The 17,142-nt window shown below is 42.5% G+C and carries 22 protein-coding genes and 2 pseudogenes; all 24 read right to left on the reverse strand.

The window, feature by feature from the left end:
• Positions 1 to 13: 13 nt before the first annotated feature.
• On the reverse strand, positions 14 to 793 hold the full coding sequence (locus tag HW560_RS29990; RefSeq protein ID WP_090894922.1) for a Cof-type HAD-IIB family hydrolase: 780 nt from the start codon (positions 791 to 793) through the stop codon (positions 14 to 16).
• 272 nt (positions 794 to 1,065) lie between these two features.
• Positions 1,066 to 2,601, reverse strand: coding sequence for a PH domain-containing protein (locus HW560_RS29995; RefSeq protein WP_179265385.1), 1,536 nt, complete (start codon positions 2,599 to 2,601; stop codon positions 1,066 to 1,068).
• Entirely contained in the window at positions 2,598 to 3,095 is a 498-nt protein-coding gene (locus tag HW560_RS30000) for a PH domain-containing protein (protein WP_090894918.1), read from the reverse strand. The genes HW560_RS29995 and HW560_RS30000 overlap by 4 nt, the downstream gene beginning before the upstream one ends.
• A gap of 113 nt (positions 3,096 to 3,208) precedes the next feature.
• On the reverse strand, positions 3,209 to 3,769 hold the full coding sequence (locus HW560_RS30005; protein WP_179265386.1) for a GNAT family N-acetyltransferase: 561 nt from the start codon (positions 3,767 to 3,769) through the stop codon (positions 3,209 to 3,211).
• Between the two features lie 28 nt (positions 3,770 to 3,797).
• Complete coding sequence (locus HW560_RS30010; protein ID WP_179265387.1) at positions 3,798 to 4,220, reverse strand: hypothetical protein; 423 nt, start codon at positions 4,218 to 4,220, stop codon at positions 3,798 to 3,800.
• Between the two features lie 202 nt (positions 4,221 to 4,422).
• Positions 4,423 to 5,199 carry a hypothetical protein gene (locus tag HW560_RS30015; protein WP_179265388.1) on the reverse strand — a complete coding sequence of 259 codons (777 nt, stop codon included), beginning with the start codon at positions 5,197 to 5,199 and terminating at the stop codon, positions 4,423 to 4,425.
• Positions 5,200 to 5,308: 109 nt separating this feature from the next.
• Positions 5,309 to 5,464: a hypothetical protein gene (locus HW560_RS30020; protein ID WP_177185646.1), complete on the reverse strand. Its 156-nt coding sequence runs from the start codon at positions 5,462 to 5,464 to the stop codon at positions 5,309 to 5,311.
• 223 nt (positions 5,465 to 5,687) lie between these two features.
• Positions 5,688 to 6,020 carry an HIT domain-containing protein gene (locus tag HW560_RS30025; protein ID WP_090894910.1) on the reverse strand — a complete coding sequence of 111 codons (333 nt, stop codon included), beginning with the start codon at positions 6,018 to 6,020 and terminating at the stop codon, positions 5,688 to 5,690.
• 20 nt (positions 6,021 to 6,040) lie between these two features.
• Positions 6,041 to 6,490, reverse strand: a complete 450-nt coding sequence (locus tag HW560_RS30030; protein WP_090894908.1) for an NUDIX hydrolase — start codon at positions 6,488 to 6,490, stop codon at positions 6,041 to 6,043.
• Between the two features lie 43 nt (positions 6,491 to 6,533).
• Complete coding sequence (locus tag HW560_RS30035) at positions 6,534 to 7,130, reverse strand: HD domain-containing protein (RefSeq protein ID WP_090894906.1); 597 nt, start codon at positions 7,128 to 7,130, stop codon at positions 6,534 to 6,536.
• A 32-nt stretch (positions 7,131 to 7,162) separates the two neighbouring features.
• Positions 7,163 to 8,014, reverse strand: coding sequence for a GNAT family N-acetyltransferase (locus HW560_RS30040; RefSeq protein ID WP_090894903.1), 852 nt, complete (start codon positions 8,012 to 8,014; stop codon positions 7,163 to 7,165).
• A complete protein-coding gene (locus tag HW560_RS30045) occupies positions 8,014 to 8,811 on the reverse strand; it encodes an inositol monophosphatase family protein (protein ID WP_090901997.1) in 798 nt (265 codons plus the stop codon). The genes HW560_RS30040 and HW560_RS30045 overlap by 1 nt, the downstream gene beginning before the upstream one ends.
• A 174-nt stretch (positions 8,812 to 8,985) precedes the next feature.
• Positions 8,986 to 9,984: a phosphotransferase gene (locus HW560_RS30050; RefSeq protein ID WP_179265389.1), complete on the reverse strand. Its 999-nt coding sequence runs from the start codon at positions 9,982 to 9,984 to the stop codon at positions 8,986 to 8,988.
• Positions 9,968 to 10,423 (reverse strand): GNAT family N-acetyltransferase, encoded by a 456-nt coding sequence (locus HW560_RS30055; RefSeq protein ID WP_090894898.1) that lies wholly within the window; start codon positions 10,421 to 10,423, stop codon positions 9,968 to 9,970. Before HW560_RS30055 ends, HW560_RS30050 begins: the two co-directional genes overlap by 17 nt.
• A gap of 87 nt (positions 10,424 to 10,510) precedes the next feature.
• Positions 10,511 to 10,579, reverse strand: a pseudogene (locus HW560_RS34120) (cytidine deaminase); the annotation flags it as partial.
• A 19-nt stretch (positions 10,580 to 10,598) separates the two neighbouring features.
• Positions 10,599 to 11,324 (reverse strand): annotated as a pseudogene (locus HW560_RS30060) (aminoglycoside adenylyltransferase domain-containing protein); the annotation flags it as partial.
• Positions 11,325 to 11,350: 26 nt separating this feature from the next.
• Positions 11,351 to 12,244, reverse strand: coding sequence for a PhzF family phenazine biosynthesis protein (locus tag HW560_RS30065; RefSeq protein WP_179265390.1), 894 nt, complete (start codon positions 12,242 to 12,244; stop codon positions 11,351 to 11,353).
• Complete coding sequence (locus HW560_RS30070) at positions 12,241 to 12,840, reverse strand: GNAT family N-acetyltransferase (RefSeq protein ID WP_179265391.1); 600 nt, start codon at positions 12,838 to 12,840, stop codon at positions 12,241 to 12,243. The genes HW560_RS30065 and HW560_RS30070 overlap by 4 nt, the downstream gene beginning before the upstream one ends.
• 124 nt (positions 12,841 to 12,964) lie before the next feature.
• Positions 12,965 to 13,474, reverse strand: a complete 510-nt coding sequence (locus HW560_RS30075; protein WP_090894887.1) for a GNAT family N-acetyltransferase — start codon at positions 13,472 to 13,474, stop codon at positions 12,965 to 12,967.
• Positions 13,475 to 13,494: 20 nt separating this feature from the next.
• A complete protein-coding gene (locus HW560_RS30080; protein WP_179265392.1) occupies positions 13,495 to 14,061 on the reverse strand; it encodes a histidine phosphatase family protein in 567 nt (188 codons plus the stop codon).
• 367 nt (positions 14,062 to 14,428) lie between these two features.
• On the reverse strand, positions 14,429 to 15,277 hold the full coding sequence (locus tag HW560_RS30085) for an adenylyl-sulfate kinase (protein ID WP_179265393.1): 849 nt from the start codon (positions 15,275 to 15,277) through the stop codon (positions 14,429 to 14,431).
• A 37-nt stretch (positions 15,278 to 15,314) separates the two neighbouring features.
• Positions 15,315 to 15,827 (reverse strand): hypothetical protein, encoded by a 513-nt coding sequence (locus tag HW560_RS30090; RefSeq protein WP_090894883.1) that lies wholly within the window; start codon positions 15,825 to 15,827, stop codon positions 15,315 to 15,317.
• Positions 15,824 to 16,501, reverse strand: a complete 678-nt coding sequence (locus tag HW560_RS30095; protein ID WP_090894881.1) for an HAD family hydrolase — start codon at positions 16,499 to 16,501, stop codon at positions 15,824 to 15,826. Before HW560_RS30095 ends, HW560_RS30090 begins: the two co-directional genes overlap by 4 nt.
• Before the next feature lie 245 nt (positions 16,502 to 16,746).
• Positions 16,747 to 17,103 carry a hypothetical protein gene (locus HW560_RS30100; RefSeq protein ID WP_090894878.1) on the reverse strand — a complete coding sequence of 119 codons (357 nt, stop codon included), beginning with the start codon at positions 17,101 to 17,103 and terminating at the stop codon, positions 16,747 to 16,749.
• Between the last annotated feature and the right edge of the window lie 39 nt (positions 17,104 to 17,142).

A 17,142-nucleotide genomic window follows, 5' to 3' on the forward strand; every position in this document is an offset into this window, starting at 1 on the left:
CTCCAAAATTTGCTTATTCTATGATTTTAAACTTCCTCAACGCATGTGTGATGCCATCCTCACTTGCTCGCAGTGTGACATAGTCGGCACTTTGTTTGACGCGCTCTCCTCCGTTTCCCATCGCAATGCCAAGACCCACATACTCTAGCAAATCAATATCATTTTCACCATCGCCAAAGGCCATTGCTTCCTCTTTCGATATATTCAGGTGGGCGAGCACTTTTCCTGCCGCTATCGATTTGGATACTTCGTTCTCTTCCAGTACGTTAGACACGTAAGGATGAAACCTCACGAATTTTAATGCTGGAAATCTGGAATGGAATTTCTCCGCTTCGGCTTGATCGGCATATAAACAAATGCAATACACTTCCTGTTCCAAAGAACTGATTTTCAAAGGGGACTCCATCAGACCGAGCGTATCTCTCAATGCATCGGTGACACGCACATCCGTTGTACATAAACCATTCATCTCGAATGACTCTGTAAAATAAGAAATACTGCTGCCGTTCAGCTCGGCAAATTCACTGAATTCTCTGACCATTCGTGCAGAAAGCACCGATTTATGTATCACTTCTTCACCACTCTTGATCAATGCCCCGTTAGCCGAAATCATGGTTTCAATCCCGAATTTCCTGAAATCTTCGCATAAACTGTACGGTCTGCCAGTGACCAGAACAACCTGTATGCCCCTACGAACCAATTTTCGAATGGAATCCTCTGTACTTGGAGAGAGACTTCGATCCTTCTCACTGAGTAACGTACTGTCCACGTCCATAAATACGATTTTAATCAAAGGAACACCTCCTAAGTTATATCAATTGAACTAAAGCATATTTACACCTGCCACTCCGATGACAGAACAACCTTCCGATCGCTGTTATCCCCAGATTTTTTTTGATTACTATTTTCAAAGGAGAAAATCCGAGAATAAAGCGAGGTGTATGCTTCCGATGCAGCTTTCTTTACAGAAAGCTTGTAGCTCCGCTTCTTCAGGTTATTTCTGTCCTCACAAATTAAAGGCAAGTGCACGGTTAACTTAGTAGTCTTCCTGCACTTGCCTTTAGATTAACGGGTCTGGACGTTCTGGCTCCGCTCCATATACCACAACTGAAACGCTTCTACGGCCTCAACCGGTATATCGTTTAGCGTGTGATGCAGAACAGGTTTGGCACGATTCACGGTTTGAATCGAAGCAACTCCAAACCAGCGTTGCAGCAGACTCCGGGTAATCTGTACCTCAATGACTTTCTCCCGCTTGGAGATGTATAGTGTTGAGGTTAATGCACCCGTTCGCAACTGGATAAAGTTCTGATTCAGCACGTATCGTGTATGGAGAAAATCAGTTAGTCTGCATATGACAATCCACAGTAACAGAATAGCGGAAATCATCCACCATGCCTGATCCTGTCCCAGAATCGGCGGTTTGAAATAAAACAATAATCCCGTTGCAATAATCCATACCCAGCTTGGTGTGAGCATGCGCAGCCATAATGATTTTCGTGGAAGCTTCTGCATCTCCTGCGTAACCTGATAGGATGGCAAAATCTCCGAGATCATATCGTAAGCTTGCTTCACAGGCAGAAAAGGATAGAGCGAGTTAACTTCCTGTTCGGTTTCTCCCACACCACCTGCTGTCGTTAGTTCCACTTCTGCCAATCCTAGCAGTCTTTTCATCGGAGACTGCGTGATTTTCACCGCCTGAACTCGTTCTTTCAGGATCGAAAATGCGGTCTGTTCCAACATGCCCTTCGTAATGTAGATACGTTTGCGATCAGAGGAGATTTGGAAATCACCATACTTCACAAAGGTTCTAACAATACCTAGCATAATGGAAACAGCAATAAGTCCTGTGATGATCAATGCGGTAATCCACCAGGTATCCAGCCACGTTAATAGGATGCTCTCCGTCACTTTTTCATCGGGAAAGAAATCTTTCACCGACGAATAGAGCGATCCCAGAATCGGAATAAGTACCAGAAAGCTGAGCGAGGTAAACGAAGCTTTGAATATATCTTTTCGGGTGGACTTGTAATGGACAATCCGTTCAAGCCCCTCTTTTACAGTTAGTTGAATATCTTCTTCCCGTGTTACGTGTTCAGGTGCTGTCTCGGGTTCTTCGTTTGGTTGTACAGCATCACTGGCGACATTCGCTTCCGACATATGCCCTGCAACGACCTTTTCAAGCCGATCCGATTCCGAAAGCGAAACGACTTGCAGCTGAAAAGTAGCATCGTCTCCTTTGATGCCCGTCTCAAAACGAATGGATGTGACTCGGAACAAACGATGAAACAGCGACGTATGCCGGTTCACGTTCTGAATTTTGGTATAGGGTATCGTTCTTCTTGTGCGATTAAACACCCCACTGTAGATCTGAAAAGCCTTATCATCTGCGGTATAACGTAGTGTAAACCAACTCCAGATAATGCTTATCACACTAAACGCGATAGCCACATAGAAGACGATTCTGCCATACATAATCCACGTGGACGCCGAGCCATGACGGAGAATAAATAAAAAAACGATAAATGCAAAAGAATTTTTCACCAGTTTCCACAAACTCCAGAGCATGGCTAACGGGTGTTGTCTTTTCATCTCGTTCATTCATCCACCTCATTAATCCTTGCATACGACGCAATCTGATTACGCAGTTCAAGTGCCACTTCCTCTGGCAGCGCCGGGATCGTATGAGATGAACCCATCGTGCCAACCGATACAGAATATAGGCCATATTTTCTCAAAAGGGGACCTTGGTTCGTCGTGACGGATTGTACTTTGGCCATGGGAATGATCTGATGTACCTTTTTCAAAGCCCCGTGTTTCAATTGCAAGAACTCTTCATTCGCATCATAATACCAATGCTTGTATAACAATGAAGGCCGGATAAAAATTTCCCACACCGCATACAGCACTGAGATGGCAGTCACTCCCCACAGCAACCAACCAATCCACGCCTTCCATCCATAGATGGAATCCAGAACCAGCAGAGCTGCAAGCACAATCAACCCTATTCCGTTCGATATAACCGCACTGATTCTCCATATGGTTATGGCATCCGGCGATAAACGTTGCTCGGGTGTACTCTGTATGTACTGCATATCTTCACTCCTTTTTCTTACTGTACGAAGAATAGTCCTCTATCGATGCAGAAAGATTGACTTAGTAAAAGAGATGACCCCTGTTCAGTACAGGTCGTCATCTCTTCGTCATTTTATTTTGCAGCAAAATCCTTCACATCGCATAACCACACCATATGGTCCGTGCCTTCACCCCAATAGTTCTTTGCCACGGCATAGGGTTCTCCAAACTTCCGCTGCCATTTCTTCTGCGCTGTCCGGTACCCACTATCCAGGCAAAATTGCGTAATCTCACGCCTCTGAAGTTCAGTAGCCAAAGCCTGAATGAGAGCAGAGCCAATTCCCTGACCCTGAACCTCTGGCAGAACGTAGAGACTACCCAATTCCCCTACTTGGTTCAGTTGGTGGTCTGTGCATTCTTGAATCTCCTCGCCGCAAGGTCCGTAGGAAATGGTGCCCACGACAGTATCTTCCCTTTTAGCTATTAGAAAGAAGACACTCGATTCCTTGTTGTTTTCAGGATGCAAAGCTAAGTGAAGCATCGCTTTCTTGTGTTCAATTTCATCCCGTATGTCTTCGTGCAGGGCACCCAGCCCTTCCTGTGTAAATGCATTCGTAATGGATGTCTCGAATACCTGGCAGGCACCCTTCATATCCGATGCTGTTAAAGGTTGAATGGTAATCAGGTGACTCATATGACCGTCTCTCCGTTTCAATAGCTAGTCAGTCCGTATGACTCTGGATCAGTTTCCTTACTTTGTTTGCATCCTCAATGGGTATGCTGTATCCCACGTGGGTATCCTCATGGTTAACTAGAAGGGCTGACTGCTTGGGATCTTTGCCTATGGAATAATCATACTTCGTTAAGGAGCCATCTGCATCTGTTAAGCTCATCTTGTATTCCACGCTATAATCAAGACTTCCCGCTATACGCTCCGCTTTGTTTATAGCCTCGATTACGATTCCAATCTCAACCGGATCTTCGAATTTCACATCCTCGCACGCTTCAATCGAGAAGTTGGGGTTGCAGGTTAATGTAATGAGCGAAGGCAGAGCTTCTTTCGGGTTAGAAATAGTTTTAATTGGATGATTGCAGGCTGCAAGGAGCATTGCGAAGAGAACTAAGAGAATCCCTGCTTTTTTCATTAGCATATATACCTCCCGGCTCAACTAAACACATAGTACTCACTCTCTAAGCAATCATCTGTATCTAGCTCTAGATACTTATGCTCGCATGCTGCAACTCGGTGTCCCATCCTTGGAGCAGCACTTTTAAACGCTGCGCGGTATCGGCCACGAAAGCCCTTATCTTTACGTCCGTAATGAATTCGGGAACTATACCCGGTGTTCAACCCTGCACTCGCTCTGTTTGTATCCTCTCAAATAACTGCTCCAAATCCGTATGAAGATCCGGCTGTTCGTTAACGAGCAGGCTTATGTATTCCGACCCGCATTCATAGAAAACAAGACGATTAAACGGAGCTGAATCCCCCATATGATTGATTTCCAATCCCAATTTCTCCCGAATTCGATTCTCCAGATAGCGCGCGTAACCTTCGTTCCATTCCAGCCAGTTGAAGTACTCACCTTGTTCTTCACTCAAAGAGCTGAACAGGGCCACTCTCGCCTCTTTCACTTGCAAGAGATCCTTACTCTTCAAGGCTGATAGCAACGAAGTGATCCGCTGGACAACCGTCTCATTGTCATAAGGAAACTCATAATCTAGTTCCCATGTTACACGTTTGATTTGCTCCATCTTACGTTTGATCTCAAGACGGTCACCAATGTCGGTATACTGCTCATATACGTAACAATGGACAAACTCATGAAAGAGGTAGATTTTCTGCTCAAAATTTTGGAACGCCGCATCCGTCACCACTGCGCACATCCGCCCACCCATGTGATGCACCGGGAACGCTGCAAGGCACTCATCGGGAATGTTCAGGTCATCCGGAACGGTTTTTACCCATTCATATTGCTGCGTCTTGGACGAATAATCATACATATATAACAAAGATTCAAATTCCACAACAACGGGATAATACTCTGCGAATAAGGGATGTATACTGACCAAATCTTTTTGAAGCTCCTGCAATTCGTTGATTTGCTCTAAAAAAGTATCCATGTCATTTACCCTCTCTTTAGTTGAATGATAAGTTAATCATATCAATAGAACAACAATAAAACACTGAGAGAAAAATGATAATTCTATTGTTGAGTGATATTTCTAAAGCTTAGAACCGTTCTCCTCGTTTCTCATATAGATAAATGTCCAACGCCTGAATCCCGCGTTTAGCAAGTTTGATAAATAAAATAAAGGCATATACACCCAAACCGAATAACACCAAGTTAAATAAAACTGCGAATGTTGAAATGAATGAAAAGCTCATCACACTTCCTCCTTTTAATCACCGTAATTCATTCATAATTCATATGATCATCATGATTTATAAATAGTCCAAATTATTAATTCACCAACCTATTTTAGCATATTTTACCTTAAGTTACTTTCTTCAAACCATTTTCACATTCTTGATAGGCTGAATTCTAATCATTGCAGTCAAAAAATCTTCCCCCGAACATCCGGCAGGAAGACTTTACTTAAGACTTATTTTATTGGATACGTTCACCGCTTACCACATGCCAGTGTTGATGCTTCGAATCCTGGTAAGTGCCCAGGTTAGTTACGATTTTGGAAGAACCCGTCTGGACAACCATGTCCGCAGCAACCTTTTTGATAACGCGCATAATTTCCAATAATAGTTCATCATTATTTTCTTCTTCCTGTGAAATGAACGATTGGATATGGATCTTTGGAATAACAACAATATGATGCTTGTAGTATGGTCGGGTATGATGATAAGCCAGCACCTTGTCACTTTCCATGACAATATTTACTTGGGTATTACCACTAAGCACTTCATCACAATAAAAATCCTGTGTCATATACGATCCCCTTTTACTACTTAGTTAATATATCCCGCTTTTTTCAGCACATATTCCGTGAACGGATTAATCTCTGGGATTGGCATACTCAGATCAAAATATCGCAGTTCCAGTCCTTCATCATCCATGACGGTTGGTTCGCCCTGAATTTCAGTAGCTTCATAGACTGCCATGACATTATACACTTCATCTCCATGCGGATACTTGTAATACATGTCCTGACCTGAGAAAACGGTAATGAGTTTATATGCACCCGCTCTCAGTCCAGCTTCCTCATATAATTCACGGGCAGCAGCTTCCTCCAAAGATTCTCCCGGTTCCAATGATCCGCCAAGGGTTCCCCAATCCAGACTATCTGTACGTCTTTGCAACAGCAGATGGCCCTGCTCATTGAAGACCAACACACATGAACCAGCCATGATTAGAGGGCGCGAACCCACCAGCTTTCTCAACTCCATGATATATCCCATAAAGATTCTCCCCTGTCTGTGATCAGATAAGTTCAACGTGTCTCTAAGACTTGGATTTAGTTAAGATTCCCTGGTCTACGGAATTTTGGATAATTTGCTGTGCGTACGTCCACAATGTCTCGGAACCGTTCTCAATCTCCCGATTTTTATTTAACACCTGTTCACTTGTAATATTGTATTTCTGCCACGTATCTCCCTCATTCTGATGATTGTGGATCAACGGCTGCAACCGATCCATCGAAGAGGCAAACTGTGCTTCGTGGGTCTCCTTTGCCTCGAACTCCAGCCACAGGTTCAACAGTTCTTCGGCCTGTTCCTCAGGTAATATCCCAAACAGTCGATGCGCAGCCTTGATCTCGCGTTCATATTTATCCGTATGACCTACTGTATCGTAGGCAAATGTATCTCCGGCATCGATCTCAACGAGGTCATGAACGAGAAGCATCTTAATAACTTTGAGAATATCCACCTCCTTGTTGGAATGGCTCTGCAAAATCAAGGCCATCATCGCCAGATGCCAGGAATGCTCTGCATCATTTTCAAGTCTGTCTCCATGGATGATTCTCGTTTTTCGTTCAATCGTTTTCAGTTTATCAATCTCAATTAGAAATTGAATCTGCTCCTGTAATGTTTCGTTCATTTAAGTCTCCTTTCAGCCTTTTTTCAAACCCATCAAGAAAGATTGTACCAGTAAACTCTGTAATCAAAGTTCAGTGACATACCTACACCCTCTGCCAAGCGTATTGAACCTACATTATCTGGGGAACAGTCCCAATACGGATGAATACCTTTAATCCTACATTCTTCTACAAATGCTCGCGCTACCCGTGCACCGTAATTCCTTCTCTTGTAGGTTTCGATAGTTTCAATATCAATTGCATGCCACTGATCTGATATAAACGCCGAAAAGCAAACACTCGCGATATCCTCGCCTTGTACTGCAATGTATCCAAAGCCATGTTCCAAGAACTCATCCATGTTATCCCAAAAGCGTGAGACTTTGTCCTTCAGAAAAGATAGATTGTTAAACTTCCCTGCTTTCAGTAATGCCTCATCTAATTCGAGAAGCCTGACAACCTCATTCTGAGAAGTATACCCTTCATGAATAACCGGTTGACTTAGATGTTCAGTCTTTCTTTGGTCTGAATCCAATGTAAATACATGCTGAATATCGCTATAGAGCTCTTTATTCGTGGCCATATAATGAAGCACATCTTCCCAGCTTTCATCCGCCACACCTACCTCGACTGTGTGGATATTTAATCTTAATAATTCAGGTTCTATATGTTCTTTCATGAACTCTTCCAAGTCGTTCAGAAAGGGTTTACTTCGGGCGTCTCCAATCAACTGGAAACCGCTTTGTCCCTTCACCCAAATTAATGCTGCTGTGATATTCGATGCATCATCAACGTAGATTCGGCCAGGATTCAACCCAGATACCACGGCCTTCACCTCAATATTGCTGTTCAAGTCCGCGAAGTGCCTTACCTTATAGAATTCATGCTTATTAAGCTCGCTAATCATCAGTTCATTCCCTCCCGAACGACACTAAGTAAATACTCACGATGATCCGGATGACAGGCAATCAGATATGGCTCTGAATTCATACCATCAAAGGGAATCCCTTCAAAATCCATAACAATGGCACCTGCTTCTTTCGCCATTAATATGCCCGAATACAGATCGTCTCCTTCCGAATTGTAGAGCACAATGCCGTCAATATCCCCCTTAGCTAACATGCACCACTGTAAGGTTGGAGCCCATAATCGCATCATTCGTTTGAAACGAACATCGAGATGTTGACGTAGCCGTACAGCCTTCTCCTCATTTTGCACCTGATGCCCCTGAATCCATCCAATGGTCCCTTTATGAATCTGCTCTTTCTTTTGGACTTTCATGGGGTTCAGATTACAACTTGCCCCATTCCCACGTGATGCCACAAACAAACGATCCACCAGAGGTTCATAAATAACCCCGAGAACAGGTTCTGAACGATACATTAATGTAATGGAAACGGAAAATATCGGTAGGCCAATGGCAAAGTTGTTTGTTCCATCTAACGGATCAATCATCCACAGCCAGTCACTCTTCTGTCCGTTATGCCCCCGCTCTTCACTATGGATCTCATGATCGGGAAAACTTATGCTAATTTCATCACATATTATCCGCTCTGCTTCATGATCTACTTCAGTAACAACATCGCCAAAGATGCCCTTCTCCTCTGCGCAGGTGATCTGATCAAAATGATCTTTGGCAACTTTTCCGGCTCTTCGAATGACTCTCTCCGCAATCTCTTGGGCTAAACGAATGGTTTGTTCGATGACCATCACTCCGTTCGGTTACTTGATCTGTATTTTCGCATTCTGGACAAAGCTCTTTTGGCATTCGTCTGTACATCGGGTGATCTGCTAGAGCATATGTTTTTCATTCTTATTGGGTATAGGTTGATCCCTAAGGATACCCTCAGTCTCTGACTCATAGTAATCGTTATTGAATCAGACCAAGTATCTATGAAACAATTCTTGAATTTTTAAATCATGCTTATGTAGCCAGTTTATATTCCGCTCAAATTGATTAAGCATAAAGTTAAAGTTTTGCTCAATCGTCACTCCCGCATAATGCTGACCAATATAAAAATGAAGCACCGCTATAAAATAGATTTGGGTAAGTAACGGTAAGTAATTGATTTCCACAGTGGAGTGTTTACGTTCAGTTGAATACCCTTGAAGAAAAGCCTCAATCATATCCAATGCCCCTTCGGATTCCTGAATCATATGATTGAAGCTAATCGCCAATTCCATGAACGCAACATCCGTCCCCATAAAATCAAAATCCAGTACGCCTATGATCTCATCGTCACGAGAGAGCAAATTATATACCAACAAATCATGATGAACGAGTTGACTCGGCAGCACTTCCAAAGAAAGGTTGGATGTCTCCACATCAGTAATCATCCTTTTGTAAAAAGAGTACATTTCATCTGATAATTCAAGAGGTGAATTTTCAAAAAAAGTCTTAATTGACTGACGATTAGCTAAAGGATGAATATCATATATTTTGCTAAATGATATCCCATGATAGCCGTTTTTTTTGGTTTGAAGCTTACTCATCTCAGAAGAGAACGTTCCCACCAATCTACCAAAATGTTTAGCTTTTTTCAGATCAGACAAAGGAGGTATAGAGCCCTCTATAAAATTAGTAATAGCTGCAAGAGACCCATCGTTTAAAACGACGAAATTCTCTCCAGATAAGGTATGAAGAAAGACAGGTACCTGAAACGATAAATGTCTGCCAACAAGAAATGTCGTCACCTGAGTTTCGAGCTCAATACTATCGATCGTTTTCATGTACTTATTATAGATTCGAACGATATACTTCTGCCCATTCATTTCAAGGACTTGGGTTGTATTGGTCAGTCCAAATGGGACGGCTTTCAAGACATACTTCGCTTCACAGAAATAATGTTGAAGAACTTCATCAAATTTGATGTTCATAGATCCGAGTCTCTTCATCATCGAGCAAATATCCATTACCGATATACGCCCAGTTATTTTTTTCATAATAGTCCGTCAAATCCGTACATAAATACAACTTGTCGTAGCCCTTCGTCTTCACCTCATTAATCGCATGATTCTGTAGTTGCCCACCCAGGTTCTTGCCTCGGTATTCTGGATCAACATGAAGGCAGGCAAACCACGGGAACAGATCCTGCCGACTATTCAAATCACTTCGTAACAGAGCATATCCTCCAACAATCCTGTCTCCATCCAACAGTACATAAAATCGGGGTACATCACTCTCGGTTTCCACGGAACGCTCTATGCAATCCCGGTAAAAATGATAACTTGATTCCGAGCCCCACTGCTTCCAAAAATAATGTACAGCTGTCTGCAGCATGTCCGGCTTTTGCCGAATATCAACAATCTCAAACATCACACTCTACCTTCCTTATTATATTCTTGTATATTTTTGTGGTAATAGCTGCCCAATCGTTGTTTTAGAATAACCCTCTTCTCCCTACAAGATGACCTGTGTGTCCTTCCCATAATCACTAATCAGTTCTCTGCAAATACCGCAAGGAGATACCACTTATTTCGTTCAACATGTACTTCGCATAATCCAGAAGTAAATCATTACTTAGATTCACGCTTTCCAGCTCTCCGTTATACTTTGCGAGACATTGTGAGATGACTTCTTTGTACTTCGGTAAAATATGAATGAGTGCCCACTCGCCTGCTTCTCGCTTGGAGTATATTACTGAATCTTGCATATACAATAGAACCCGTGATAGGTTCAAAACATAGTAGACAGGATTCTCCGTTATTTCTTCCATAGCTGAACCAACGTCAGATGTAATAGAGGCCAGCATATATTCACGTTTTACGGGCTGGAATAATTCCTTAATCGGTTTGCCGACAAGCACAATTCCACGGTCAACAATAACGGCCAGATGTGCTACCAGATCCGGATCTTCGTATCCACCGCAAAGATATTGATCATCAGTTCTATACTTTTCTCGGTGATACCCCGAGTAATGAAACTCAAATGGAGTCGGAAACGTCAGTTTAGCAACCGTAGACTCCAAAACAATACTAAGTTCAAATCCTGTGACAATGTGCATTTCATCTTCTATCTGCATCAATTTCTTCGCAATACTTCGATAGGTATCAGCAGACAGCTGCTCCCGGCATACCACCAGTATATCGATATCGCTTTGATTGGGATGGAAGCACCCCATAGCCATGGACCCGTGCAAATAAATTCCCACCAGGGAATCCGAACATTCTTCTTTTAACAAATGAGTAACTGTATGTAGTACCGCCTGTTCATCCACCTAAACCCACTCCTTCATTTACGTTGTTACGTATCTAACTCCACTTTCATTTCCTCCACAAAAACAGCCGTGCCTTGTATTCTGACATCCATGTCCTGTCCATCTCTGACCACACTGACAAGAACTTTCCCATCTCTGCCAACCTCGTGTCCTTGCTCCACAACAAAAAGAGCCTGATCCATCTCAGAATTCATATACTCCAAATAATAGGCACCCATCACACCGGATGCTGTTCCCGTAACCGGATCTTCCGTAGTACCCGAAAAGGGCGAAGAAAAATGTCTGGCATGCATTAGAGCATCTGAATCGCGGGTTTCCAGCGTAAAGGGATGCAAAGAAGCTTTCGGATTTTCAACTAATATCTCAGGGAATAGAGAAGAATCCGGTTTCATTTGTTGGAAAGAAGTCAGTTTACGAATCGGTATCAATAACGTCCAGGTACCCGTAGTTCCATAGACGATGGGTGTGGATAGATCAATATCATCCATGGTTAGATTAATCGAATTTGCCAGCTTCTCTAAGTCACCTTGGAATGGCAGGAAACGGGGCTGATCCTGCTTCATCTCAATGTTGATCTTATCGCCATCCTGCTGGAACTGAATCGGCAATATGCCTACATTAGTCTCAATGGTAATCGACTGCTTATCCTCCAGTAGCCCTCTAGTCTTTAACCCATACATGGATGCCATCGTGGCATGCCCACACAGATTAATCTCATGACCAGGTGTAAAATATCGTAATCTAACATCTGCTACCTCGGAACTTATCACGAAGACCGTTTCATTGAATCCAACTTTATGTGCAATCTGCTGCATCGCTTCCTCACTGAGCGAATCGGCATGAAAAACGACTCCGGCCGGGTTACCTTTACCAGGAACCGTCGAAAAAGCATCATAATGATATACAGTGATTACACTCATTGTAGACCCACCTTCCACTTGACAAGACCAACTTGGTCATCGGAATTTCTCCCTCTTCGTTCACTAAACTCTTTTTCTAAAATGGAGAAGAAATATTGATCCGTCCATTGGTTGTTCCACCAAAGTTCTTCCTTGAACACGGCTTCCCGTGTCATCCCCACATGCTGCATCAGCGCAGCAGATCGGACATTCTGAGCATTGCACATACCTATAACTTTATGGGCGTGTAACCCGTTGAATGCAAATTCTAATAAAAGTTTCGTAGCCTCACTGCCGTAGCCGTTCCCTACATAATTCGGAAGCAGCGCGAATCCGAGTTCCCAGCTTTTTCTATGACCTACATAGCTCCACATCTGGATAAGACCAATTGGTTCTCCCTCGGGATCTTCCAAACGACGAATAATGAAATCATAGGCATACGGTTCTTCATCCGTAGTGAAAAAATGACTACGATATTTATCACGAACTTTCTCAGTATCCGTTTCAACGTCCTCTTCAAAGCTCCATATACTTGCATCACATTCAAGTGTGCATATAAAGTCGAGGTCCTGTTCTGTGACAGGTGTTATTCTTATCTTCTGTCCCGCGAACTCCATTTCAATTTACCTCCTTTTTTTGTTTAGGCCGTCGTTTCCATAGAACTATTGCATCTGCCCATTCATATATCTTCTATGACTTGAAGATGCATCTTGAGCCCAATTGATCTTGAACTTTGACCGCTTACAAAATAAACTCTTCCTTATTCAACGTGTAGTAGAACAAGTCACCTTTCAACTCATCGGCTTTTGAAAAATGCATCTTAACTAACAGGTTCTGTGACCGAATGTTGGCCTGCTCTACTGTGGCTTCAATAAAATCAAGATTCATAACATCCCAACCAATTTTGATGATTTCGATTAAAGCTTCTTGCATTAAACCTTGCCCCCAATAGGAACGGGATAAATCAAATCCAAGCTCCGCGCTTGACGGTTCGCTTTTGGCCCAGCAGTGAAATCCGACTGTACCGAGGAAATGATTATTTACTTTATTGAACAGACCATACCTGCAACCTGAATCATCCATATGAAATTGTATGATTTCTTCTGCTTCTTTTACGTCACGGCAAGGCTCAATATCCATAAATCGAGCTATCTCTGGATCAGCAAAATGCTTGAATACAGACTCACGATCCGCCAAAGTCAGCTGTCTAATATACAATCGGTCAGTTTCTATTTCGGGAAAAGGTTTCATGTGCATATGTCCCTTCTTCTTTAAAGGTTATTGATCGTGTAATGACCCGCCTCACCGAGAAAATCACTTCGGGTTAACCCCTGCTCTCCAAGAAAAACTCTATAACTTGTTATCGTACCATCATGTGAAATGATAAAAGTACTCCCGCTCTGCTCTCTGCACCATTGAATTAGCTGTCCAGCATAAACCTCAAATAGATATTCTTCCATTCGATTAATCCCATCCAACCAGCAATCAAGTCCAAAATCCAGAATTCGGAGCTCCGCATACTGAGCATTTAATTCATCTTTCGAATAGATCTGATCACAGCGCAGAACGGGGAACTCCGGATTTTGAGGGAACATTCTCGGGCCAACGAGTGGACAGACTGTCAGTTTATCGCTGGATGTTAAGAGGAATGCCGTTTCTATCGTTCGTTTTGAAGGACTCACCAAAACGAGGTCTTCCGGTAAGATTTTAATCTGCTTTCGCAATTCAGTCGCCTGCCTCTTTCCTTGTTCAGTGAGTCCGGGATGCAACTGGTTTAGCTGATGAGGATAATGAAGCAAATGTTCAGCGTGACCATGACGAATAAATGTGATATCCATAAACTCCTCCAATTTCTGAACGTAATGTTTAATGCTATCTATGTCACGCTGATGACTCCGGATCATTTTTTCAAAAACAACGGATAAACCTCCATCATTTTGAATGCATCCAGGTTTACTTTGCCGACCAACCAGAGGACAACCCTTCCACAAATCCATTAACAAACGATGGAATAAAAAGTACAATCAACAAAGTTAAACTCCCTATACCCCATCTGATTAATGTTTTGCGTTTGTTCCTTACACCTAAGATGAACAATATAGCGGTAATGACAATTAGTGTTGCCTCGAGAATTAACATAAAAATAAACCTCCATTATGTATGGTATTGCCGTGCTAAGAAATCTTGTACTTGTACTTTAGTATCTCAAAGTGAAACTTTCAGGATCTTCTCCAGTTCCTCCTGGCAAGCAGCGCGGTTATATTCCGAATTGTCCAGCCAGTGTTTGTCCATCTTCAGTAACTGATAAATCTCGGTTTCCAACTCTTTTCTTGCCTGAAGAACCTTCACCGTGCCCTCAACACCATGATATCCTTCCGCCAGCCCCCATCCTTGGTTTGTGTAATATTGTACGAATCCATCTGACCATTCCTTAGGTCTTTCCTGGATTGCCTTGTCAAAGGTATGTGCAAGATCCTCCTGATGAATATAGATTAGTAGCGGATTTAATGGTTGAACGATGCGCTCCAATTCCAGAACATATTGCACGTTTTCTTCTCTGGATTGATTGTATTTCACCAAACCTATGGTCAATGGATTTTGAATAAAACAACATTCGAATATAGTGATGGAATCATCATCCGCACTTATCACGCTTTCGGTAAAACCCCGCCATTTTTCGGTGATCAGCTTCATATTTTGTTCAAAAGGCAGTTCGTAAATATCTTTGCTGAATATCTCCTGCACCACATGGTCAGGAAAATCCACTCCAAATTCCTCTTTCATTTTGCGATACGGAATCAGGAAACCATCCTCATAGACTGCAGCTCTGCTCTCCAATATATGTTTACATGCCTCGTGAGCATCCACCAAAGACCTGAACTCTTCCGCAGAATAAAAGGCTACACCATCATAATCAGCAGGGTGATCCAGATTCCCTTCCTGGATGAGTTGCACCTTTTTGCCTTGCTCAGTCAGAATCTCGGATACCATCTTGGCAATCGTCGACTTTCCTGAACCCGGTAATCCCTCAATAAGTATCAATTGTTTCGTCATGATTTCATCACCCTTTACTTCATTTCCTTCAGTTGTGTTAATCGATGTCTGCAAAAATCCACTTCGCAGCATCGCCATCCGCTTTCTTTTTCCAGAACACCATGCTAGGGCCGAACTCTTCCCCGTTCTCTCTTAATTCAGTAACCATCACAAGTGCCTCATAGAGCTTCTTTTGCTCTCGAATCTTGATCTTGCTCATAGAGATCACCTTGCGAACTTTTGAAACTGGCATGCCTGAGACTGGCGATTGCGGATCAAAAAGGCTCATATAGCCTTTCTCATCCTCTTCCCATATATAACGCATGCGAACGTTCATCAGTTTGACGATTTCCAGTTCATCACCTGTATACTTCGTTTCATCAAGGTAAACAGGAGGAATGCCCTTGTCTTTATTGGGTGCTTCTGCTTCATCGTCCTTCTGCTCAATTGCTTCATCAGTAACACTTTCCGTCACTGGAATCGTCGGTTTCTGCACAGCTTCATGGTTTGTTTTATCCTGACAGGCAATTAAGAACAGAAATAATAACGACAACACGGTTAACTTTTTCATATCCAAGCCTCCAACATATGCACAACTTCGCCAAGATCTTTGCACTCATAATCCGGTGTAATCTGTTGCGGTTGGGGTTTTCCTTTTCGATTCAACCAGATAGCCTTAATTCCCGCATTTTGCGCTCCTTGTACATCACTAACCAGAGAATCCCCTATATGGATCACCTCATTTCGCTGCAAACCGTACCTGTTGATTGCTTCATCAAACATCTCTGACCTTGGCTTATAAGATCGAACATCCTCGCTGGTAATTACTCCGGTCACTTCAATGTTATGTGCCTTCATTGCGGCTTTCACGTCATCCGTATCGATATTAGAAAGGATATATACCGGAACTTCAAGAGAATGAAGAAAGGGAATTGAATCAGCAAATATACAAGGGTTACGCCAATGTGCCAACTGTTCCTGATTAAGTGACTCAGCTTGTAGATCCGATTTGAAATGGAGAAGCGTTTCTGCCAGAGATTGCACATTCAGCATTCTTTGCGTGGTAAACTGGCTGCCGTGGCTTGCATAAAACAATGTTGAAAAAGCCTTCCACCAGTAAGCACCGATCTCATCCGTTGTACATTCCACCTGTGCTGACGCTTGAACTTGTTTATAAATCACAGGAAGAATATCATCATCTTCATGAACAACTGTCCCATAGAAATCAAGGAAAATGGCTTTCATTCTATTCCTCCCACTAGAATAATCTCAATTCGAAAAAAAACTTCCTATGTATGTTAAATTTTCTCTGTAGGTACATCATAACCCATAATGTGGAATTTGCGAATGAACCAAATAACGTAATCCTCCCCCTCTTTACGAATTCTGCTCAACACAAAAACCACGCTGCTCTGCATGTTGGCATCATACAAAAGCGTGGTATGTCGATAAATCCTTTACAACTTCCAATATCATAGAACAGAAACCATCTATCTTTTAAAAAACATGTTCATTACACCAGTGGCTTTAATGTTGATCTCATTACCCTCAGCATCCATAAAAGTCTCATTATACGTAGTAAAGATTCCCACATGCTGTATATGTCCGCTTCTGAAATTAAGACTTCTTTCCTGGCCGTTCGTGATCTGTGTATACGTTGTTTCATTGATGTCGTAGGAGACATGTATACCATACTGGCTTTCCAGCCATGTATAAAAATCGGTTCTGGTTGGATTGGTAAGAGCCAGAATCACAATTATGATAACTACAACACTAATAGCTATGGTTAATTTACTTATCCCGTTTGCTCTATAATTAGATGCTTTGTTATCGTGCACACTTGGCATTGTATGACTCCTTTCAAAGTTCTATTTTAACTCGTTGGT

The sequence above is a fragment of the Paenibacillus sp. E222 genome, from assembly GCF_013401555.1.
Classification (GTDB): domain Bacteria; phylum Bacillota; class Bacilli; order Paenibacillales; family Paenibacillaceae; genus Paenibacillus.